The 22,171-nt window shown below is 63.1% G+C and carries 21 protein-coding genes and 1 other RNA gene; 10 read left to right on the forward strand and 12 right to left on the reverse strand.

Annotated elements, in window-relative coordinates:
- Nucleotides 1–32 precede the first annotated feature (32 nt).
- The 3 genes from G8767_RS07330 (at nt 33) to G8767_RS36510 (ending at nt 3,307) form a co-directional block, all read left to right on the forward strand.
- A complete protein-coding gene (locus G8767_RS07330) occupies nt 33–848 on the forward strand; it encodes a GNAT family N-acetyltransferase (RefSeq protein WP_346842963.1) in 816 nt (271 codons plus the stop codon).
- A gap of 111 nt (nt 849–959) precedes the next feature.
- Nucleotides 960–2,225, forward strand: a complete 1,266-nt coding sequence (locus tag G8767_RS07335; RefSeq protein ID WP_166809728.1) for an HNH endonuclease signature motif containing protein — start codon at nt 960–962, stop codon at nt 2,223–2,225.
- Between the two features lie 101 nt (nt 2,226–2,326).
- Nucleotides 2,327–3,307, forward strand: a complete 981-nt coding sequence (locus G8767_RS36510; RefSeq protein WP_166809729.1) for an alkaline phosphatase family protein — start codon at nt 2,327–2,329, stop codon at nt 3,305–3,307.
- Between the two features lie 89 nt (nt 3,308–3,396).
- Here G8767_RS36510 and ssrA read toward each other — a convergent pair.
- From ssrA to G8767_RS07355, 3 genes are all read right to left on the reverse strand, one after another.
- Nucleotides 3,397–3,767, reverse strand: a transfer-messenger RNA (tmRNA) gene (gene ssrA / locus G8767_RS07345).
- A 66-nt stretch (nt 3,768–3,833) separates the two neighbouring features.
- On the reverse strand, nt 3,834–5,390 hold the full coding sequence (locus G8767_RS07350; RefSeq protein WP_166809730.1) for an SDR family oxidoreductase: 1,557 nt from the start codon (nt 5,388–5,390) through the stop codon (nt 3,834–3,836).
- Nucleotides 5,391–5,410: 20 nt separating this feature from the next.
- Complete coding sequence (locus G8767_RS07355; RefSeq protein WP_166809731.1) at nt 5,411–6,370, reverse strand: NAD(P)/FAD-dependent oxidoreductase; 960 nt, start codon at nt 6,368–6,370, stop codon at nt 5,411–5,413.
- Nucleotides 6,371–6,435: 65 nt separating this feature from the next.
- Between G8767_RS07355 and G8767_RS07360 the strand changes: the two genes are divergently transcribed.
- Nucleotides 6,436–7,020 carry an XRE family transcriptional regulator gene (locus G8767_RS07360; protein ID WP_166809732.1) on the forward strand — a complete coding sequence of 195 codons (585 nt, stop codon included), beginning with the start codon at nt 6,436–6,438 and terminating at the stop codon, nt 7,018–7,020.
- Nucleotides 7,021–7,035: 15 nt separating this feature from the next.
- Here G8767_RS07360 and G8767_RS07365 read toward each other — a convergent pair whose 3' ends face one another.
- From G8767_RS07365 to prfB, 7 genes are all read right to left on the reverse strand, one after another.
- On the reverse strand, nt 7,036–7,893 hold the full coding sequence (locus G8767_RS07365) for a DMT family transporter (RefSeq protein WP_166809811.1): 858 nt from the start codon (nt 7,891–7,893) through the stop codon (nt 7,036–7,038).
- 8 nt (nt 7,894–7,901) lie between these two features.
- On the reverse strand, nt 7,902–8,375 hold the full coding sequence (gene smpB / locus G8767_RS07370) for an SsrA-binding protein SmpB (protein ID WP_003942330.1): 474 nt from the start codon (nt 8,373–8,375) through the stop codon (nt 7,902–7,904).
- Between the two features lie 87 nt (nt 8,376–8,462).
- Entirely contained in the window at nt 8,463–9,368 is a 906-nt protein-coding gene (ftsX, locus tag G8767_RS07375; RefSeq protein WP_003942367.1) for a permease-like cell division protein FtsX, read from the reverse strand.
- A gap of 81 nt (nt 9,369–9,449) precedes the next feature.
- The gene (gene ftsE / locus G8767_RS07380; RefSeq protein WP_003942294.1) at nt 9,450–10,139 is read right to left on the reverse strand and encodes a cell division ATP-binding protein FtsE; all 690 of its coding nucleotides are present in this window, start codon (nt 10,137–10,139) and stop codon (nt 9,450–9,452) included.
- A gap of 62 nt (nt 10,140–10,201) precedes the next feature.
- Nucleotides 10,202–10,687, reverse strand: coding sequence for a hypothetical protein (locus tag G8767_RS07385; protein ID WP_124566371.1), 486 nt, complete (start codon nt 10,685–10,687; stop codon nt 10,202–10,204).
- Nucleotides 10,684–11,568, reverse strand: a complete 885-nt coding sequence (locus G8767_RS07390; protein ID WP_019747849.1) for a mechanosensitive ion channel family protein — start codon at nt 11,566–11,568, stop codon at nt 10,684–10,686. Before G8767_RS07390 ends, G8767_RS07385 begins: the two co-directional genes overlap by 4 nt.
- Before the next feature lie 22 nt (nt 11,569–11,590).
- Nucleotides 11,591–12,697: a peptide chain release factor 2 gene (prfB, locus tag G8767_RS07395; protein ID WP_003942364.1), complete on the reverse strand. Its 1,107-nt coding sequence runs from the start codon at nt 12,695–12,697 to the stop codon at nt 11,591–11,593.
- Nucleotides 12,698–12,831: 134 nt separating this feature from the next.
- Between prfB and G8767_RS07400 the strand changes: the two genes are divergently transcribed.
- The 3 genes from G8767_RS07400 to G8767_RS07410 all read left to right on the forward strand — a co-directional run bounded on the left by G8767_RS07400 (nt 12,832) and on the right by G8767_RS07410 (nt 15,804).
- Complete coding sequence (locus tag G8767_RS07400; RefSeq protein ID WP_166809733.1) at nt 12,832–13,326, forward strand: carbonic anhydrase; 495 nt, start codon at nt 12,832–12,834, stop codon at nt 13,324–13,326.
- A gap of 19 nt (nt 13,327–13,345) precedes the next feature.
- Complete coding sequence (gene hisN / locus G8767_RS07405) at nt 13,346–14,128, forward strand: histidinol-phosphatase (protein ID WP_166809734.1); 783 nt, start codon at nt 13,346–13,348, stop codon at nt 14,126–14,128.
- Nucleotides 14,129–14,265: 137 nt separating this feature from the next.
- The gene (locus tag G8767_RS07410) at nt 14,266–15,804 is read left to right on the forward strand and encodes a multicopper oxidase domain-containing protein (protein ID WP_166809735.1); all 1,539 of its coding nucleotides are present in this window, start codon (nt 14,266–14,268) and stop codon (nt 15,802–15,804) included.
- Here G8767_RS07410 and G8767_RS07415 read toward each other — a convergent pair.
- The gene (locus G8767_RS07415) at nt 15,798–16,436 is read right to left on the reverse strand and encodes a response regulator transcription factor (protein WP_166809736.1); all 639 of its coding nucleotides are present in this window, start codon (nt 16,434–16,436) and stop codon (nt 15,798–15,800) included. The two genes, G8767_RS07410 and G8767_RS07415, sit on opposite strands and share 7 nt — an antisense overlap.
- Nucleotides 16,433–17,551: a histidine kinase gene (locus tag G8767_RS07420; RefSeq protein WP_206029085.1), complete on the reverse strand. Its 1,119-nt coding sequence runs from the start codon at nt 17,549–17,551 to the stop codon at nt 16,433–16,435. Before G8767_RS07420 ends, G8767_RS07415 begins: the two co-directional genes overlap by 4 nt.
- Nucleotides 17,552–17,681: 130 nt before the next feature.
- Here G8767_RS07420 and G8767_RS07425 point away from each other — a divergent pair, with 130 nt between their 5' ends.
- The 3 genes from G8767_RS07425 (at nt 17,682) to G8767_RS07435 (ending at nt 22,171) form a co-directional block, all read left to right on the forward strand.
- Nucleotides 17,682–19,130 carry an acyl-CoA dehydrogenase family protein gene (locus G8767_RS07425; RefSeq protein WP_124566575.1) on the forward strand — a complete coding sequence of 483 codons (1,449 nt, stop codon included), beginning with the start codon at nt 17,682–17,684 and terminating at the stop codon, nt 19,128–19,130.
- Between the two features lie 27 nt (nt 19,131–19,157).
- Nucleotides 19,158–20,363, forward strand: a complete 1,206-nt coding sequence (locus G8767_RS07430; RefSeq protein ID WP_003942363.1) for an acyl-CoA dehydrogenase family protein — start codon at nt 19,158–19,160, stop codon at nt 20,361–20,363.
- Between the two features lie 173 nt (nt 20,364–20,536).
- On the forward strand, nt 20,537–22,171 hold the full coding sequence (locus G8767_RS07435; RefSeq protein WP_095969144.1) for an acyl-CoA synthetase: 1,635 nt from the start codon (nt 20,537–20,539) through the stop codon (nt 22,169–22,171).

Here is a 22,171-nt window from a genome sequence, read left to right on the forward strand (position 1 = left end):
ACCATTTGGATGGGGTTCGTAGAATTTCTTTTGTGAATCATGAAGCACTCGTCGGTGACGTCCTCGACGCCATGGACGCCAACTTGGTTTCCCATGCCTGCCACCTGCATGAACACTTGCCGACTGCATCGGTCACGGTCACTGCAGATGTTGTCGTCGCAGACAGCGGCCTCGCCGACGACACGTTCAACATCATCGCTGGTGCTCGCTTCGCCGTACCTGCCGACGGGCCCGAAGATCGGCGACTGATCGACATCCTCGCCTCGATTCGAGCAACCGGACGTCCGTTCTCCTGGTGGACCGGACCCCGCGACAATCCCTCTGACCTCGGGGCTCGCCTGTCCGCCCTCGGCTGTCTGAGCTCCGAGGAAGAACGAGCGATGACGGCGGACCTTGACGTCGTCCCTCATCCGACGCCTGTCCCAGAACTCTCCGTTCATCGGGTGACTACTCGTACCCAGCTCGCCGACTATGCCGCCGTGATGGCCGCCAATTGGTCGCCGCCCTCAGCCGCAGTTATCGGTTTCTTCGAAGACACCGCCGATGCCGCTCTCGATGAGCGTTCGCGGAGTTCATTCGTCGTGGGGTACGCGAACTCCCAGCCCGTCGCCGGAGCCGAGGTCCATTTTGCGGCCGGCGTCGCCGGACTGTACGGCGTCGTCACGCTCGAAACGGCTCGCCGACGCGGATTCGGCTCGGCGGTCACCCTTGCCGCACTCGACATCGCCCGCGAGCGAGGTGCCCGAACCGCCGTACTTCAGGGGTCCAGCGACGGCGCACAGCTCTATCGAAACCTCGGCTTCGAGGACGTCGGCACCTACACCGAGTACTCGATCGGCAGCGGTTAGACGTCCCCGCGGGGACGCTTTCGGCCCCCGTTCGGAAATGTGTGTCGGTACCCACCTCTAATGTCGAACGTACATTCGAATTGACGTCGGAGACAGGCCGGGGGGCAAGTCATGAACGCAACACTGATCGATGAAGAAACGCAGGGTTCCAACCGAGACGACGTGGATCAGCTCGGCTCAGAAATCTGCGCCCTCGCCGGCCAGATCGCTGCAGCCACCGCCCGATTCCTCACCCTCCTCGCAAAATTCGACGAAGACCGCGGCTGGACCGGCCCTGGACTTCACTCCTGCGCCCACTGGCTGTCATGGAAGTGCGGAATGAGCCTGCACACCGGCCGCGAATATGTTCGCGTCGCCAAAGCACTCCGATCATTGCCAGAGATGCGGAAGGCGTTCGAACAAGGCCGCCTGTCGTACTCGAAGGTTCGCGCACTCACGCGAGTCACGACACCTTCGAACGAGAAGCAGATGGTTCGGTTCGGCTGCGAGGCGCCCGCAGCCCAGATCGATCGTCTCGCTGCCGGCCTGCGTAAAGCAACCGACAACGAATCCGGCAAAACCAAAGCGCCCGCACATCTTCAAGTCCGCTGGCATTGGGACTCGGATACGGGCGAGTTCGTCATCAAAGGACGCCTGCCTGCGCAGGACGGCGCCCGAATCCTCGCAGCGTTAGCTCTGGCGGAACGTGAACGCACTCGAACCACCGCCACCGTCCCCGCCGACGAGACAGCCACCAAGAACCCCGTCGGAAACATCGGGCCGGGCCTCGTCGCAATGGCTGAGCTCGCCACCGCCGCGGCCGCAGACCGCACATCCAAGGCCGCCGCGAACGAAGTTGTGTTCTTCCACGAAGCGGACTCTGTCCGCATTCCTAGCGGGCCCGCCCTCTCCGAAAACGATGCCGAGGAAGTGCTCTGCAATGCCAAGCTTCGCCTGGGAACAACAAAGGATGGATGCGTTCTGAATCTGGGCCGGCGGACCCGCGTCGTCAGTGCCAAACAGATGTTGGCATTGAATTACCGCGACGGATGCTGCCGCACACCAGGATGCGGACGGACCCGCTTCCTGCACGCACATCACGTGAAATTCTGGGGACGCGGCGGCAATACGGACTTGGACAACCTGATCATGCTTTGCGGTACCTGCCACCGCGCGCTGCACGACGGCCTGTTCACGATCACTGCACTCGGCGAGCAGAAGTTCGAGTTTCGCTATGCCGACGGCGACGTCATCGACCCAGCACCGCCAACCGAGGGGTTCGCCGATGACCTATTGCGCGGGGACGTGCCCGACGACGCGATCGTGCCGGCGTGGGGCGGAGAGCCCCTCCACCTCGATCACGCGGTCAGCGTCATCCTCGACGGCTGGGCCGCGTGAGCAAACATTGGTCTAGTCCAATCTGAATCCGTCGTGAACAATCGGACAACCCTCGCATTCAGATAGTGCAATTGGTCTAGTCCTATCGCAATATCTTTAGCGTGACCAAGAAAATCGCACGCACCTCAGCAGCTATCACACTCCTCCTCGCCGGCGCTGTTGCTGCCGGAACCGCAACTGCCGCAGCAATTCCCGGATCGTCCGACCTCAATCCGTCGGCCGCCGAGAAGACAGTTGTCATCGGGCTCGACGGCACTATGCTCAGCCACATCAAGACCGCCGATGCTCCCCGTCTCCAGAAGCTCATCGCCGAAGGAACCAGTGGAGAATCTTCCATCCTCGGCCACACCACCATCTCCGGACCGTCGTGGTCGACCATCCTGACCGGAGTCTGGGACACCAAGCACGGCGTCAAGGACAACACGTACGCGGGTGCCCGCTTCGATCTCTACCCGAGCGTGTTCACACGGTTGGAAACAGCACAGCCATCTCTGCTCACCGAGTCGATCTCCACCTGGGGTGGCATCGACAACATCGCCTCCAGCGGCACGCCGAAAGCCGACGTTGTCGTCACCACTACCGATGCAGGGTCCGGAGCGGCCACCGATGCTGCGACGGCTGACGCCGTCGCCCGCGACATCACCGACAAGGGACCTGACCTGATCTTCACCCAACTCGATCAGGTGGACGGCGCGGGGCACAGCGGCGGCACCAACGACGCTGCGTACGAAGAGTCGATCGCCTCCGTCGACGCCCAGGTAGGCAAGATCATCGATGCTGTTGATCAGCGCGCTGCGAAGACCGGTGAGAAATGGACCGTTCTGGTCACTGCGGATCACGGCCACAAGCCCGCCGGCGGACATGGAGGTCAGACACCGGCGGAAGCAACAACATTCGTCATCGCGCGTGGTGCGGGATACGCAGCCGGTAAGACTACCGACTCGTACACGATCGCCGACATCACTCCGACCATCCTCCAGAGCCGGGGTGTCGCATTGCCTGCCGATCTGGACGGTAAGCCGCTGACCAAGGACGCTCCCGGCTTCGTCGGCTCGATCGACTTGGGATTCTTCGGCTCCTGATCTCGAGAAGACACCGACGCTCAGCAGAGTGCTGCAGCACCACAGCAAAGAGGTCGGGCCGGAGAGCGTGTGCTCTCCGGCCCGACCTGTTGTGGAGCTGCCGGGAATTGAACCCGGGTCCTACGTTGAATCGCTAGGGCTTCTCCGTGTGCAGTTCGCTAAGTCTCTACTTGGATCTCCCAGTCTCGCGAACAAGCCAGGATGACGATCCCAGTCACTGTTTGATGTCCCATCCGACTCCGTGACCGAGCCGAACAGTAAAGCCCTCTAGCTGATGCCAGGAACCGGGTCGAGGGCAACCCCGGGCTGACAGACACGCTTCGCTACTTAGGCAGCGAGAGCGTAGTCGCGCTGATTGGAATCGGCGCTTATAGGTTTGCAGCGACGCTTACGGTGGTCTCTTGCCTGCACCGACACGCTTCCCCTAACTCAACACACGCAGTCGAAACCGTTCAGCCCCGTGTGTGCCCCGCGTCTTTCGTGGGGCTATTCACTATAACGCGCCGAAGTTCGGAAGTCATACCAATTAATCGGCGGCACTTTCCGTGTCCTGCACCCCAGCCGTTTCCTGCAGCCCAGCCGTTTCCTGAACTGCAGCCATCTCACGCTCGGCAGCACCGGTGATGTTGGTGATCATCCCCTGGAAGACGACTCCATGGAAAGGCAGGATCGAGTACCAGTACGCCCGGCCGGCCAACCCGCGAGGGAAGAAGACCGCACGCTGATCGAGATGTGAACCCACCGGCCGTCCATCCGCACCCGCCGGACCTTCCGACACTCGCAACTCCAACCATGCTCCGCCCGGGACCTTCATCTCGGCGCGCAATCGGAGCAACTTGCCTCGATCGATTTCTTCGACCCGCCAGAAGTCCAGGGCTTCACCGGTGTTGAGCCGACGTGGATCCCGTCTACCCCGGCGAAGTCCGACCCCGCCGACCGCCCGGTCCATCCACCCCCGGATGGCCCACGCCAAAGGGAAGGAATACCAACCATTCTCGCCGCCGATCGACTCGACCACCGACCACAGGGTTTTCGGATCCGCCGAGCAGTCACGTTCGCGATGATCGACGTAGACGGCTTCGCCGGCCCAATCCGGGTCGGACGGAAGAGGGTCGGATGGAGCCCCCGCGATCGTTGCACCGGACCACGCCGTCTCCACCTCACCGGTCTCGATCTTGCGAAGCGCCAAACGCACTGCTTCCCGGTACGGCGTGAGGCCACCGGCCGGAGGCGGGATGAAGTCGTCGATGTCGTGATCGTGCATCACCGCGTCGTTCTGCAGTGATTCGATCAGCGGCATCGCCAGACCTCGCGGGATCGGCGTGACCAATCCCACCCAGTGACCGGCCAGACGCGGGGTGAGGACGGGCAGGACGAGGATGCGTCGGCGTACCAATCCTGCGACGTCGGCGTAGGTGTTCATCATCTCGCCGTACTGCATGACATCGGGCCCACCGATGTCGAAGGCGCGGTTGACCTCCGGCGTCGTCGCCGCGGCTGCGATCAAGTAGTGGAGTACGTCACGCACGGCGATCGGCTGAATGTTGTTGTGCACCCACTTGGGTGTGGTCATCACCGGAAGTCGATTGGTCAAGTGGCGCACCATTTCGAAGGACGCCGATCCCGATCCGATCACCACGCCGGCCTGGAATACAACCGTCGGAACGTCGGAGTCGAGCAGGATCCGACCAACTTCGAGCCGAGACTGCAGGTGAGTCGACAGCTCCCGATCGGACGGATGAAGCCCGCCCAGGTAGACGATCCGGCGCACCCCCGCATCGCGCGCAGCGGCGGCCACATTCTGCGCGCTCTGCTTGTCGATATCGGAGAACGAGCCTCCCCCACCCATGGCATGAACGAGGTAGTAGACCACGTCGATATCGTCGAAAACACCTGAGAGGGAATCACTGTCGGTCAGATCCCCACGCGTGATCTCCACCGAATCATGCCAGGGCACATCGCGTAGTTTCTCGGGGCTTCTCACCACCACACGCACATGATGGCCCTCTTCGACCAGGCGAGGGGCAAGACGGCCGCCGATGTATCCGGTCGCACCCGTGATCAACACTCTCACTGCGTCCATCACCCCACGCTACGCAGAATTCAACTGCGAAGCGCGAGTGCAACCTCGAGGTCGTCGTTGGTCAACATCATGTTGATGCCCGCTCCGGCCTTCGCCCCGGCGGCCGCGGCCATGATGACCTGGGCACCTGGGTCGACGACGTTGCCCGCGGCGAACACCCCGGGCACGCTTGTGGCCCCCATCATGTCGACCGTCACGAAATCGCCCATCATCGTCTCGGCGCGCGATGCGCCGAATGCGCGCAAGATCGCATCGTTGGGGTCCATCGTGAGGGCGCCACCGACAAAGACCGCCGAACGCGCGACCACAGTGCTGTCGGCCAAACGCACGCCCACCAACCGATCGTCCTCGACGACGGGACCGGCGACCTCACCCTCGACGATCGAAATACCGCGAGCTGCAAGCTTTTCCCGGTCCTCGGAACCCAGTTCGGTGATTCGATGGAGGAAGAGAACCACGTCGTCGGACCACTGGCGAACCATGAGCGCCTGGTGCATCGCAAATTCCGCACTCTTGGCGATCACGCCAAGCGGCTGATCACGCACGCCGTACCCGTGGCAGTACGGGCAGTGCAACACATCGCGGCCCCAACGCTCGCCGAAGACTTCGAGTTCGACCGGCAGACGGTCCGTCAGACCTGTGGCAACAAGGACTTTGCGCACCTGAATCTTGCTGCCGTCAGCGAGTTCGACGGAGAAATCGGCCGAAAGATCCTCACTGTCCCGTGTCACGGAGACGACTGTGCCGTCATGGAACTCGCCGCCGAATTTGCGGACTTCACCTCGGCCGATGGTCAGCAATTCGGCGGGGTTCATGCCGTCGCGGGAGAGGAATCCGTTCATGTGATCGGCGGCCGCGTTCCGTGGTGATCCGTTGTCGAAGACGATCACGGACCTGCGTGCCTGACCAAGGATGAGTGCGGCGTTCAGCCCTGCCGCGCCGGCTCCGATTACTGCTACGTCGAATGAGTTCTGCGTCATGAATCCAGAATGACAAGAGATCGCGTTCTTGACAAACACTGTTGCTACTTTGGCAAAATAGATCCATGACCGAAACATCGTTCGAAGCCGTTCTAGCCGGCATCGGCCCTCGCCTACGTGCGTTGCGCCAGCAGTCCGACATGACCCTGGCCGACCTGTCGAAGACCACCGACATCAGCGTCAGCACACTGTCGAGACTCGAATCCGGCACTCGCCGAGCCAACTTGGAGCTTCTACTGCCGATCGCCAAGGCACACGGCGTCCCGTTGGACGACCTGGTGAACAGCAAGATCAAAGACCCCCGCGTTCGAGAAGAACCGCGAACGGTCGGATGCATGACGGTCATTCCGCTGACGAGTCAGCCCGGCAACCTCCAGGCCTACAAGATGATCATCTCCCCCACCGACGACGATCGCGAACCGGGATCCCACGAGGGCTACGAGTGGGTCTACGTTCTGTCCGGGCGCATCAGACTCCAACTCGGCGACCGCGATTTCATCATGGGGGCAGGCGAGGCCGCCGAGTTCGACACCCACATTCCGCACCGCATCAGCGCTGCCGACGGCCGACCTGCCGAGGCGATCAGTCTCTTCGGCAAGCAGGGCGAGCGTGTTCACCTACGCGCAGCGCCGGCCGACAGACGCGGCTGAACTGCCAGGACCGAATCAGGCGCCCGCAACGGCAATCATGCCGACTGCCGCCAGCGCCAACAGCATTCCCGCTTGTTGCACGCGGCTTACCCGCTCGCCCAGCATCACCATGGCGAGCAGAACCGTCGCAGCCGGATACAGCGAACCGATCACACTGACCAGTGAAAGCATTCCACCTTGGAAGGCGTAGATCATCGTCCCGTTCGCGACGACGTCGAGGACGCTGACGTACACCGCGAGCTTGAGTGGCTCGCCTCGTGGGAGAACGAAGTGACCGGCCGCCAGCGCGACCAACCACACCACGACGGTCGCGGCGCACCGCGACACGGCCAACGCCCACAGCCCGCTGCCCTCGCCGATCTGGTGAAGTGCGATGAACGAGAGTGCAAATGCACCACCGCTTCCGACCGTCAGAAGCGCCACCTGTCTGGTGAAGCGGAGAGTGATTCCGCCGGCAACCTCACCCGCGGTGTCGTCAGGCGACTCGCGGCTGACCAGGACGACGGCGACCAGCGCGACGGCGATACCCAGGTACGCGATCAGCCCCGGCCGCTCGCCGAAGGCGAATCCGACTAGCACCGGAATACCCGCCACCAGAACAGCTGTCAGCGGTGAGACCACAGACATAGGTCCGGTCGCCAAGGCGAGATAGAACCACCACACCGCCAGACCACTCGTGACGCCCGCGATCGCGCCCCAGATCAAACCGTTCAGCGTCAGCGTGCCGGAAACGAAAGGTGCTGCGATCAGAACGATGACGAGCGAGAGCGGATACGAGACGATCACCACACGGAGTGCGGCAACTCGTCGTGACGCAACTCCGCCGACGAAGTCGCTGACTCCGTAGGCAACTGCCGCCACGAGGGCAAGCAGGATGGAGGTCAGCGCATGCCCTTGATACGACGACCGAGCTCGCGGGTCACCTCGCGCTCGGCGGTGCGCTTGGCCATGTCCTGGCGCTTGTCGTAGTCCTGCTTACCCTTTGCCAGTGCGAGTTCGACCTTGACCTTGCCGTCGTTGAAGTACATCGACAGCGGGACCAGTGTCTGGTTTCCCTCGCGGGTCTTGCCGACGAGGTGCTCGATCTCACGCTTGTGCAGCAGGAGCTTTCGGGTACGACGCGGCGAATGGTTGTTCCACGTGCCTTGCGTGTACTCGGGAATGTGCAACGAGCGCAACCACACTTCGCCGTTGTCCACGGTGGCGAACGCGTCGACGAGCGACGCCTTGCCTTCGCGCAGACTCTTGACCTCGGTCCCGACGAGCGCGATACCGGCCTCGTAGGTGTCGATGATCGTGTAGTTGTGACGTGCTTTGCGATTGGTCGCAATGACCTTGCGGCCCTTTTCCTTCACTGTCCGGGCCTCTCAGTCCGCTGTCTTGCTGTCGAATACTGTCTTACCGTCAAATACAGTTCCAGCATAGAAGCTCGTGCAAACCGATTATTCGCGGACGTACAGACGCAGCGTCACGTACGCCGTCACCGCGGCCATACCGACACCGGCAAGCACGAGGATCGGCGAGACGAACAGCACGTCACTGTTGGAGATCCGCGCCACGATGTTGGCTTCGTAGACGTCGGACAGGACCCCGTCGATAAAGACGTTCTTCGCCGTGAACAGTCCGGCGATGGCGAGCACCGCACCGATCAAGGCCGCAACGACGGCTTCGAGGAGGAACGGAAGCTGGGTGTACCAACGCGTCGCGCCGACCAATCGCATGATGTTGACCTCGGTACGACGCGTGAACGCCGCGATCTGGACCATGTTGGCGATCAGCAGGATGGCCGCGATCGCCTGGACGATCGCGATCGCGAACGCTGCGTTGCGCACTCCGCCCAGCACGCTGAAGAGCCGGTCCACCAACTCGCGCTGATTGAGCACACTCTCGACGCCGGGCCGCGAACCGAAGGTGTCGTTGATGACGCCGAATCGCTCCGGGTCACTGAGCTTGACCTTGAACGACGCCGGGAAGCTGTCCGGGCTCACCAGCGCTGCCAGTTCGGGCTGGTCCTTGAACACGCGCTCGGTGGCGTCCTTCACGGCGTCTTCGCGGTTGAGGTACTGAACGGCGACGACGGACGGCGTCTGCTCGAGTTCCTTGCGCAACGAACTGCAGATCTCCTGCTCGCAACCGGGATCGGCCGAAGAGATGTCGTCGGTCAGGAAGATCTGCACCTCGACGCGTTCGAGGAAGATCTGCTGGGTCTTGCCTGCCATCTGCACGACCAGCAGACCACCGCCGAAGAGGCCGAGGGAGATCGCCGTCGTCAAGATCATGGCGATGGTCATCGTGATGTTGCGGCGTAGGCCGGTCAGGACTTCGCTGAAAATAAAGCTGGCGCGCATCGGGGAATCCGATTCCTTTTCGAGAGGCCGGTTGTTTCACGACAACCGGTGGGCGTACGGGACGTGTGGTCGTAGTCGGCGCTACCTGCCGACGCCGTACACACCCCGCGCTTCGTCTCTGGTCACCTTGCCGAGATCGAGTTCGATGACGCGTCGACGCATGGAGTCGACGATGTGGTGGTCGTGGGTCGCCATCACGACGGTGGTACCCGTGCGGTTGATCCGCTCGAGCAGCAGCATGATGTCCTGGCTCGTTTCGGGGTCCAGGTTGCCGGTGGGCTCGTCGGCGAGCAGCACGAGCGGGCGGTTCACGAATGCGCGGGCGATGGCGACGCGCTGTTGTTCACCGCCGGAAAGTTCGGTAGGCAGTCGATCGGCTTTTCCGGCCAGCCCGACCATGTCGAGGACCTCGGGCACAGTGCGCGCGATGACGTTGCGGGGTTTGCCGATGACCTCCAGGGCGAAGGCCACGTTCTCGGAGACCGTCTTCTGCTGAAGCAACCGGAAGTCCTGGAACACACAGCCCATGCTCTGACGAAGCTTCGGCACACGGCGAGCCGCCAGCTTGTTGACGTGGAAATCCGCGACCTCGATATCGCCGGACGTGGGCGACTCCATCTTGAGCAGCAATCGCATGAACGTCGACTTGCCAGAGCCGGAGGGGCCGATGAGGAAGACGAACTCCCCCTTCTCCACCTCCACACTGACTTTGTCGAGCGCCGGCCTGGTGGAGGCCTTGTAGGACTTCGACACATTCTTCATGCTGATCACAACTAGCCAGTCTAGCCGTTATCTAACGGTGACCTTGGCGCCACGCGCGACGAGCCTCGTCCTTATCCGGTACCGGTGGTCTCAGGTGACTGCGGCACCGACGTCGGTGCCTGCATTGCCGCGCCAGGTTGCGGGACGGTCGTTGTCGCCGGAGTGGTCGGCACTGTGGTTGCGGACTGTTCGGCGTTTCCCGGAGCCGGGGCGGGACCCGACGTCGGCGTCGGCGAACCGGAACTGCCCGTGCTCGATTCCGAGGACGGAGTCTCGGATGTGGTCGTCGGCTCGGTCGAGGACGGCACGGGGGTGGTCGTCGACGGTTTGACCGACGGAGCGACGTACGGCTCGGTCTGCGACGTGTCCACGCTGGGCGGCGGTGTGGCTGCGGGCTGTTCCTCAGGATTGAGGTACGTATGCAACAGATACGTCGCCAGCCACGCCACGATGAGGATGAAGGTCGACGTTCGCATCCGGCCACCGAAGAGCCGTGACGGAAGCCAGTCCAGGTGAAACAGTCGGTCGAGTCCGCGGCGCGGTTCCTGATCGGTCATTCGCTCGCCTCCTCGGTCCGTGCGGTGTGCAGATCCGGTGACACCGTGATCCCCTGTCGTCGCAGTGCCGCGGCGACGCGGACACGAAGAGCGCGTCCGACCTGGAACTGTTTGCCAGGGAGCGTTCGCGCGACCATCCGCACGTTGACCTGATCGACCTCGAGGCTTTCGACGCCCATGACGGTGGGCTCGTCGAGCAGAAGTTTCTTGAGTCCACGGTCGGCCATCGCGTCGACTCCGACCTGGCGAAGCACCTCGTTGACTCGGGTGAGGTCCGCGGTCGCCGGAACCGGCACGTCGATGACGGCGCGCGCCCAATCCTTGGACAGGTTGGTCGCTTTCACGATCTGGCCGTTGGGAACGGTGATTACCTCGCCGTCGGAGTTTCGCATCCGCGTCACGCGCAGGGTCACGTCCTCGATAACGCCTTCGGCGTCGTCGGAGGAGCCGGTGATCGCAAGCCGGACGGTGTCACCGAAACCGTACTGGCGTTCGGTGATGATGAAGAAGCCGGCAAGGATGTCCTGCACGACGCGTTGAGCACCGAAACCGAGCGCCGCACCGAGAACAGTTGCCGGCGCCACGAGACTTCCGATCGGCAGGTTCAGTTGGTCGAGAACCTTCAGCGTCGCGATCACGTAGATGAACGTGATGACCACCCAGGTGATCACCTGCGCGACCGAGTGACGATGCTTGGTCGCCTCGGAGCGAACCAGCGCATCGCCCAACTGATAGTTGGAGTCGATCTGGTCGGTGACCTTGTTGCCTCCCCAACTGACCAGCCGGGCGAGAATCATCGCGCCGAGCACGGTCATGAGGACGGACAAACCGGTGGTTTGAAGCCAATCGAGCAGGTTCTGCCCAGGTCTGAGTAAAGTCATCGTGCCTTTCGGTATCCGAACGCTATGCGGACTGGTTCTCGCTCATGCGCCAGCGGATGCCGGCCTCGAGGAACCCGTCGATGTCGCCGTCGAGCACTGCCGACGGGTTGTTGACCTCGTACTCGGTACGCAGGTCCTTGACCATCTGGTACGGATGCAGAACGTAGGAGCGCATCTGGTTACCCCACGAGCTGCCGCTGTCGCCCTTGAGCGCATCCATCTCGGCGCGCTCTTCCTGACGCTTGACCGCGAGCAGCTTGGCCTGCAGGACGCGCATCGCCGACACCTTGTTCTGGAGCTGCGACTTCTCGTTCTGACAGGTGACGACGATTCCGGTCGGGATGTGTGTGAGTCGAACAGCGGAGTCCGTCGTGTTCACGGACTGTCCACCGGGACCGGACGAGCGGTAGACGTCGACGCGGATGTCGTTCTCGTTGATCTCGATGTGATCGGTGGTCTCGACGACGGGCAGGACCTCGACCTCGGCGAACGACGTCTGGCGACGCCCCTGGTTGTCGAAGGGGCTGATGCGAACGAGCCGGTGGGTGCCCATCTCGACGGACAGCGTGCCGTACGTGTACGGGCCCTTGATCGCGAACGTCGCGCTCTTGAGTCCGGCCTCTTCGGCGTACGACGTGTCGTAGACCTCGACGCCGTAGTCGTGCTTCTCCGCCCAGCGGATGTACATGCGCATGAGCATCTCGGCCCAGTCGGCAGCGTCGATACCGCCGGCACCCGAGCGGATGTTGATGAGTGCGTCGCGCTCGTCGTACTCGCCCGAGAGCATGGTCTTGACTTCCATCGCCGCGATGTCGTCACGCAGGCTGGCCCGTTCGGCGTCGGCATCGGCCACTGCGTCAGGGCCTTCGTCTTCTGCCAGTTCGTAGAGGATCGGCATCTCGTCGAGTCGCTCGCGCAGTGCCACGATCCGGCGCAGTTCGGCCTGAGCGTGGGAGAGCTGGCTGGTGACCTGCTGGGCGTGTTCCTGGTCGTTCCACAGACCCGGGTCGGCTGCCTGGTGCTCGAGCTCGTCGATGCGTCGGCGCAGCTCCTCGACGTCCACAACCGATTCGCAGGTGCGAAGGGTGGTGTCGAGGGCGTTCAGGTCTGCAATTACGTCGGGATGCACGGTTCTCAAGGCTACCGGGTGCCGACCTGGGCTCTGCCGTGCGTCACCCTCTCGGCTCGCCCCGTCCGTCACGTATTGGGATCACCGGGACTGGAAGCCTTGCCAACGTCCCTCCGAGGGAACCTACTGGAACGATGACTGTCACCGACGAATACCTGCAGAACAACGCCGCCTACGCCGAGCAGTTCACCGGACCGCTCCCCCTCCCACCCAGCCGACACGTTGCCGTTCTCGCGTGCATGGACGCCCGTCTCGACGTCTATCGGGTGCTGGGAATCGAGGAAGGTGAATCGCACGTCATCCGCAATGCGGGTGGAGTCGTCACCGACGACGAAATCCGTTCCCTGGCCATCAGCCAGCGTCTGCTGGGAACCACCGAGATCATCCTCATCCACCACACCGACTGCGGAATGCTGACGTTCACCGACGACGACTTCAAGCGATCCATCCAGGACGAGATCGGCATCAAACCCAACTGGGCTGCCGAATCGTTCCCCGACATCGACGAGGACGTTCGTCAGTCGTTGAAGCGTATCGAGAACAGTCCGTTCGTCACCGCGACGACCTCCCTACGCGGATTCGTCTTCGACGTCGCCACCGGAAAGCTGAACGAGGTCCTCCCCGCTTGAGCAGGTAGGTTGTGTACCCGTGACCGATCGCGCATCCGACCTCGCACTCGCCCTCCGTATCGCCGACGAGGCTGACGCGATCACTCGCGCCCGCTTCGGCGCACTCGATCTTCGAGTGGACGACAAGCCGGACCTCACCCCCGTCTCCGACGCCGACCTGGCTGTCGAGCGAGCAGTGCGCGCGACGCTCGGTGAGCATCGCCCTGCAGATTCCGTTCTGGGGGAAGAATTCGGCGGCGACGTAGTCTTCGAGGGCAGGCAGTGGGTGGTCGACCCCATCGACGGGACCAAGAACTTCGTCCGCAACGTGCCGGTGTGGGCCACGCTGATCAGCTTGCTCGAGGACGGTGTACCGGTTGTGGGCGTCGTGAGCGCACCCGCACTGAATCGACGATGGTGGGCGGCAACAGGTTTGGGCGCACATACGTCTTTCGGAGACGGTGACGCTCGGGCGATCCGGGTATCCGCCGTCGACCGCAGCGAATCAGCGAGCCTGAGCTTCTCGAGCCTCTCCGGGTGGAAGGACCGCGGAATTCGCGATCAGTTCGTCGAACTCACCGACCATGTGTGGCGCGTGCGCGGTTACGGGGACTTCTTCTCCTACTGCCTCGTGGCCGAGGGTGCCGTCGACATTGCTGCCGAACCCGAGGTTTCCCTGTGGGATCTGGCAGCGCTCGACGTATTGGTCCGTGAGGCCGGCGGCGCGTTCACCGATCTGGACGGCGGCGCGGGTCCGCACGCCGGGAGCGCGGTCGCCACCAACGGACTGCTGCACGAGGACGTACTTGCTCGCCTGAGGTAACCAACCGCGTACCAGAACTTCCCACCCGCCGCAAGGGTCCGAGGGAGGAGTTCCGACAGGCCCGTCGGCAGGATTCGGCACGACATCTCGGCCCGTTGACTGGAAGTAGTTGATCACGCACTACTTCCAGGAGAACGATGAACCGGATTTCCAGGCGCACGATTCTGTTCGGTCTGGCCGCCGCGCCCCTCGGGCTCGCGGTGGGCTGCGGCGCCGACCCGGCAGCGAAGAGCGTCACGCTGGCGGTGGCCGGAACTTCGCGTCCGCTACCGATTCCGCCGCTTGCCGAATCCACCGTCGACGACGCAGGTGTTCGCCACTTCACACTTCGTGCCGGTACCGGAACTACCGAGATCGTCGCGGGAAAACTCACCGACACTTGGGGTTTCAACGGATCCATTCTGGGGCCGACCGTCCGCGCCGAACGCGGAGAATCTGTCGCATTCACGATCGACAACACACTGGCAGAGCCCACGACCGTCCATTGGCACGGCATGCATCTGCCCGCCAGATACGACGGTGGCCCGCACCAGACCATCGAAGCCGGCGGACGCTGGGAACCGGCGTGGACGATCGGTCAGCCGGCGTCGACGCTCTGGTATCACCCACACCCGCACGGATCCACCGAGCGGCACGTGCAGCGCGGTCTCGCCGGACTGTTCCTGATCGACGATGCCGACACGCGGGCATTGGACATCCCCAAAACCTATGGTGTCGACGATGTTCCGCTGATAATCCAGGACCGTCGATTCCTCGCCGACGGCAATTTCGACGAATCAGATCCGACCGACATCGGCCTGCTCGGCGACACGATCGTCACCAACGGCATCTCCGACGCCTACCTCGACGTCACCACCGGGGTCGTCCGGTTGCGCATTCTGAACGGCTCCTCCGGCCGTCTCTACAACCTGGGGTTCCCCGACGACCGGACGTTCGATCTGATCGCCACCGACGGCGGACTGCTCGAATCACCGATTCCGATCAAGCGGATTCAGCTCAGCCCCGGCGAACGAGCCGAGATCGTGGTTCGCGTCGACCCCGGCGCGACGACCACACTGGTGTCGTTCCCGATCGAGGACGGCGGCGGCGTGAGCGCCTCCGACGCAGAGAACTTCGGCATGAACGACCGCTTCGACATCATCGAGCTGCGGGGGGTCGCCAGCCGCGCGTCACGGTCGAGTCTCCCGGCGCAGTTGGCCGCCCTGCCGCGTCTCGATCCGTCGAAGGCAAGCGTGTCCCGAACCTTCGATCTGCAGTGGTACATGATCAACGGGCAACGAATGGACATGAACCGCATCGACTTCGAGGCCGAGGTCGGCGCCACCGAGGTGTGGACGATCACCAACAAGGACAACTGGCCACACAATTTCCATGTCCACGACGTACAGTTCCAGATCCTCGACGTCGACGGTCGCACTCCCCCGCCGCACTTGCGCGGACCCAAGGACACCGTCTACGCACCGCCAGGCAGCAGGATTCGCGTCGCACTGCAGTGGTCCGAGTACACCGATCCCACGTTCCCGTACATGTTCCACTGCCACCTGCTGATGCACGAGGACCAAGGGATGATGGGCCAATTCCTCGTCCTCGAACCGGGACAGAAGGCGGCTCCGATGCAGATGGACATGCCGATGGACATGCCGATGCCTTCTTCTGGTTCGCACTCCGGTCACTGAAAGTTTTGCAAGTGGTACACGGCGAGGCGAACCCGATTGTCGCAACCGGTCTTCGACATCAGGTTCGCAACGTGCGTCTTCACCGTGGTCACACCCAGATGCAGCGTGTCCGCGATCTCCTGATTGCTCTTCCCTTCTGCAACCAGTGCGAGGACCTGCGATTCGCGATCGGTCAGCGGAACCTTCTCTGTCACAGCCGTGTCTGCGATACCACCGATCACCGCTCGATCCACGACGCGGCGGAGAAGTTCCGGAGTGAACACCATCTCACCCTCGGCGATTCGCCGAATGGCACCGAGCAACTCGGCGGGTTCGGTGTCCTTGACGAAAAACCCCGAGGCCCCCGCGGCGAGCGCGGGATACAGATGATCGTCGTCGTCGAAGGTGGTCAGCACGAGAATTCGCGCTCGTCGACCTGCCTTGACGATCTGCTGCGTGGCACCGATCCCGTCCAGCCCGGGCATTCTCAAGTCCATCAGAATCACGTCGGGATCCAGTTCCGCAGCGAGCGCTACCGCATCGACGCCGTTCGACGCCTCACCGGCCACGGTCATGTCCTCGGCTGCCGCGCACAGCATCCGCAAACCGGCGCGTACCAGTCGCTGGTCGTCGACGATCAGCACGCTGATCACGAGACACCGCCCGAGACGACCAGTGGAATACTCACGTGCACTTCCCATTTCCCGTCACTATTGGTGCCGGCGGTCATCTCGCCGCCGACCAACTCCGCGCGCTCCTGCATTCCCACCAGGCCATGACCTGCATTCCGGGGCGATCCCTCGACGTCGTTGACAACTCTGACGTCCACCCGGTTGTCGTCGCGACCGACCGAGACCGATACCAGCCCCTTCTTGTCGCCGTGCTTCATGACGTTGGTCAGTGATTCCTGAACCACCCGCAACAACGTCAGCCTCCCGATCGCGTCGAGGTCGGCTGCGCCTGACCCGACATTCCCCTGGGTATCTAAGACTGCCTGCACCTCGAAACCCGCCGCACGCACACGATCTATCGCCGCCTCGATTTCCGCGTCGACGGCATCCGACTCGACCAGAGCGACTTCACCGAGCGAAGGATCACGAAGTGCGACCAGGAGGCGACGGATATCGGCCAGCGCATCGGACGCAGTCCCACGCACATCCGCGAGGACCTCGCGCACGGCCTCGTCTTGGGGTGCCAAGACATGTTGAGCCACACCGATTCTCAGGACGATCGATGCCATGTGGTGTGCAACCAGGTCGTGCAGTTCGCGGGCGAGCGCACTGCGCTCCGCAGCGCGGGTCTGCGCAAGATTGTTCGCGGCCAATTCACGCTGCGAGCGCAGATACAGTCCGAGCAGCAGTGGCAACCCCACGTACGCAAGCACTTTCACAGCCGTGGTGACAGAGAAGAATGCTTCGTGAGATTCGAACCAGATCCCCGCGAGCACCGAACCGCACCATCCGGCTGCCGATACGGCAACTGTTTCTCTACGCTCGGCCCGCATCGTGACGTCGACGACGGCGACCGCCCCGAGATACGGGACCAGTTCGGACAGTCCCCAGGCGTCGGCAACGAACATCGGAACAGCCAGCGCCGAGATGACCAGGGACGCGAAGACCGGCCATCGACGGCCGACGACGAAGGCGAGCGCCGACAGCATCGACAGAATCCAGTAGCTGACGGGAACTCGATACTCCCCCGGATATGTGCTGGCAATCAACAGGCACGGGACCACCACCAACGGTGCGTAGCGCACGTACCGCTGCATCCGATCTGGCACCTCTGTCCGGTTCACCCCTCGAGCCTATGACGCGCATCATTTCGCGGTTTCTCGACAACAGACCTTACTGATGAGTAAGATAAGAATCGTCCAACGCCCCAACACCGAGAAACAGCTGGTGATCATGACCAAGCAAGACAGTGTTGCCCCCGACAAGAGCGCTCAGCGCAGCGAATCGGGCGCGCAGCGCGGCGGCGCCAAGGGTGCGCCCCGCGACACGTCCGCCGTCGGCCTGAACCCGATCAAACGCGACGCCATGGGCGCAGCCATGCGTGTGCTTACCAAGATCACCGGTTCGGAACTGGCCGAGAAGTTCAATCTGCGTCAGACCATCGATCGCGTGACCTACGAGGGCACCAAGACGGGCTTCAAAACCCTCGGTGCCGCTACTCGCGGATTCCAGAAGGTCTCGGGCAACGGTGCACCCAAGCGCCTGCCCGACAACCCGAGCAAGAACGCCGACTACTTCGACCTCACCCCCGACGACGACCAGAAGATGATCGTCGAGACGGTGCGCGAGTTCGCGGCTGAGATTCTGCGTCCAGCAGCGCACGACGCCGACGGCGCAGCGCAGGCACCCGCCGATCTCTCCAAGCGCGCGGCCGAGCTCGGTATCACGCTGATCAACGTTCCCGAAGAACTCGACGGAGCAGCTGCCGATCGCGGCGCAGTCACCAATTCTCTTGTTGCCGAAGCACTTGCGCACGGAGACATGGGACTTGCACTTCCGATCCTCGCACCCAGCGGCGTTGCAGTTGCACTGACGCAGTGGGGCACCGACGCGCAGCAGAAGACCTACCTTCCGGCCTTCACCGGCGAGCAGGTCCCCGGCGCAGCAGTGGTGGTCAACGAACCACGCGCACTGTTCGATCCGTTTGCCCTGCAGACCAAGGCAGTGCGCTCCCCCAGCGGCTACAAGCTCAACGGCGTCAAGAGCTTGGTGCCCGCCGCCGCTACGTCCGAACTCTTCGTCATCGCCGCAGAACTCGACGGCAAGCCGTCCTTCTTCATCGTCGAATCCGACACCAAGGGACTCGTCGTCGAAGCAGATCCCAGCATGGGTCTGCGCGCCGCCGGTCTGGGTCGCCTGATCCTCACCGACGTCGCCGTGTCGGAGTCCGCACTGCTCGGCGACGGTGATGCCGATCAGCGCAAGGCCGAGTATGCCGACGCGATTCGACTGGCCCGCCTCGGTTGGGCGTCCATGGCCGTCGGAACCAGCCAGGCAGTTCTCGACTACGTGATTCCGTACGTCAACGAGCGCGAAGCGTTCGGCGAGCCGATCAGCCACCGCCAGGCGGTTGCATTCATGGTCGCCAACATCGGCATCGAACTCGACGGACTGCGTCTGGTCACGCTTCGCGGCGCTTCACGCGCCGAGCAGGGCTTGTCCTTCGCTCGCGAATCCGCTCTGGCCCGGAAGCTGGCTTCCGAGAAGGGCATGCAGATCGGCCTCGACGGTGTGCAACTCCTCGGTGGACACGGTTTCACCAAGGAACACCCGGTCGAGCGCTGGTACCGCGACCTCCGTGCCATCGGCGTTGCCGAGGGCATCGTCCTCATCTGACGCCGCTGAACTTCCAGGAGAACCACGATGATCAACCTCGAACTTCCCAAGAAGCTCAAAGCATCAGCGAACCAGGCACATCAGGTCGCGGCGCAGATCTTCCGACCCATCTCACGTAAGTACGATCTTGCTGAGCACGAGTACCCCGTCGAGCTCGACACCATGGCCGCCATGGTCGAAGGTCTCTCCGATTCCGGTGGAGACATCGGCGGTGCCAGTGGCGGACGGTCAGACGCGAGCGCCAAGGGCGGCAACGCCAACGGCGGCAACATGTCTGCGCTCCTCAACTCGCTCGAAACATCTTGGGGCGACGTAGGACTCATGCTCTCGATCCCCTACCAGGGGCTCGGCAACGCCGCGATCGCCGCAGTGTCCACCGACGAACAGCTCGAACGTTTCGGCAAGGTGTGGGCGTCGATGGCCATCACCGAACCGAGTTTCGGTTCCGACTCCGCCGCAGTGACCACCACCGCCGTTCTCGACGGCGACGAGTGGGTACTCAACGGCGAGAAGATCTTCGTCACCGCCGGTGAGCGTTCGACGCACATCGTCGTGTGGGCGTCGGTCGACAAGTCGAAGGGTCGAGCGGCCATCAAGTCGTTCGTCGTTCCGCGTGACGCACCGGGCCTGAGCGTTGCTCGTCTCGAGCACAAGCTGGGCATCAAGGCCTCCGACACCGCAGTACTCCTGCTCCAGGATTGCCGCATTCCCGCGGACAACATCCTCGGCAGCCCGGAGGTCAACGTGGAGCAGGGCTTTGCCGGCGTCATGCAGACGTTCGACAACACCCGGCCCCTCGTTGCAGCCATGGCCGTCGGCGTCGGACGCGCAGCTCTCGAAGAACTGCGCGGCATCTTGACCGAAGCCGGTGTCGAGATCTCCTACGACACACCGGTCTACAACCAGCATGCAGCTGCAGCCGAGTTCATCCGTTTGGAAGCCGATTGGGAGGCCGCGTACCTGCTGTCTCTGCGCGCGGCGTGGATGGCGGACAACAAGAAGCCGAACTCGCTCGAAGCGTCCATGTCCAAGGCGAAGGCCGGCCGCACCGGCACCGACGTGACGCTCAAGGCAGTCGAGTTGGCCGGCACCTACGGCTACTCGCAACGCCCGTTGCTCGAGAAGTGGGGCCGCGACTCGAAGATTCTCGACATCTTCGAGGGCACCCAGCAGATCCAGCAGCTGATCGTCGCACGCCGCCTGCTCGGAAAGTCGTCCGCCGAACTGAAGTGACGGTCGAATTGAAGTGACGGTCGCACAGACCCGATCCCGACACACTCCGCCCCGCCACCTTTCGAGGTGGCGGGGCGGACTGCTCGGTCGCCATCGTGAAACTTCACCACCGAAACCTGATTGCCCATTAGTGTGTAATCAGTCCTACAACGACGCTCGGAAGAGGTTCACGTATGCCCGGATTGGTCACCAAGGTCACTGACACCATCGGCGCGGCGGGGGTCATGATCCGAGCCGGACTCGTCCCGTTCCCTCGCCTCGATCGCGGGCTCAAATCCATTGCAGCCGTGGACAAGTACGGACCCTTTGCCGGGCCGGTCCATGCACACGCCGAGAGCGGCTACGACGCGGTGGCGATCATCGACGAACGCGGACCCATCACCTATGCCGAGCTCGAGCGTCAGAGCAACGCGTTGGTCCGGGCGTGGCAGGCCGACGGCATCACGTCCGACTCCGTCATGGGTGCGATGTGCCGTAACCATCGAGGCTTGGTCCTGACCATGCTGGCGGCAGCGAAGAACGGAACAAAGCTCGTTCTCATGAACACGGGCTTCGCACGGCCCCAACTCGTGGACGTCGCCGCGCGGGAGAAGGTGGTCGCCTTCGTCTACGACGACGAGTTCGCGGACATCGCCGATGCCTTGCCGGACGACGTCGTCGTCTATCGTTCCTGGCCAGAGGGCACGGCCGCTGACGGTTCCACGGCAGCGACTCTCGACGAGGCCATCGCCGGACGCACCACGTCGTCGGTGCCGGCACCCGAGAAGAACGGTGGTTTCGTCCTCCTCACCAGCGGGACTACGGGAACTCCCAAGGGTGCGCCGCGTGGCCACACCTCCCCTCTCGCGTCGGCACAATTCCTCGACCGCGTGCCGTTGCGCCGCGGACAAACCATGATGATGGCGGCCCCCGCCTTCCACGGAACCGGCGTCTCGCAGTTCGCTCTCGCATTGGCACTCGGCCAGACCGTCGTCATGCATCGAAAGTTCGATCCGGAGAACACGATCAAGCTTGTCGCCCAGTACAAGTGCGACAGTCTGGTCGTGGTCCCGACGATGCTCACTCGCATCATCGACCTCGGTCCCGAAGTGCTGTCCCAGTACGACACGTCGAACCTGAAGATCATCTTCTCGGCAGGGTCGTCACTCTCACCCGACCTGTGCAAGCGAGTCACGGCCTCGTTCGGGTACGTCCTCTACAACCTGTACGGATCCACCGAGGTCGCAGTGGCCACGGTCGCAACACCCGAGGATCTGACCATCGCTCCGGGAACCGCCGGTCGAGCCCCGGTGACGTGCCACGTCGAACTGTTCGACGAGAACAACAAGAAGATCACCACCCCACACACGATCGGCAGGATCTTCGTCGCGAGCGGACTGAGCTTCGAGGGATACACCGACGGGCGTGACAAGGAACGTATCGACGGACTCCTCTCGACCGGCGACGTCGGACACTTCGACGCCAACGGCCTCCTCTTCGTCGACGGCCGCGACGACGACATGATCGTCTCCGGTGGCGAGAACGTCTACCCGCTCGAAGTCGAGAACTTGCTCGCCGACCGCGAGGACGTCCTGGAGGCGGCAGTCATCGGTGTCGAGGACGCCGACTTCGGTCACCGCCTGCGAGCGTTTGTCGTCGTCGCTCACGGCGCCGACCAGAACTCCGAGGAATTGAAGGATCACGTCCGGTCGAATCTGGCGCGCTACAAGGTTCCCCGCGAGATCGTCTTCATCGACGAGCTTCCCCGCAACGCCACCGGAAAGCTGTTGCGCCGCGTCCTGATCGAGATGGAGATCAGCGAAGGCTGA

Source organism: Rhodococcus sp. IC4_135, from assembly GCF_011602025.1.
In the GTDB taxonomy this organism is placed as follows: domain Bacteria; phylum Actinomycetota; class Actinomycetes; order Mycobacteriales; family Mycobacteriaceae; genus Rhodococcus_F; species Rhodococcus_F baikonurensis.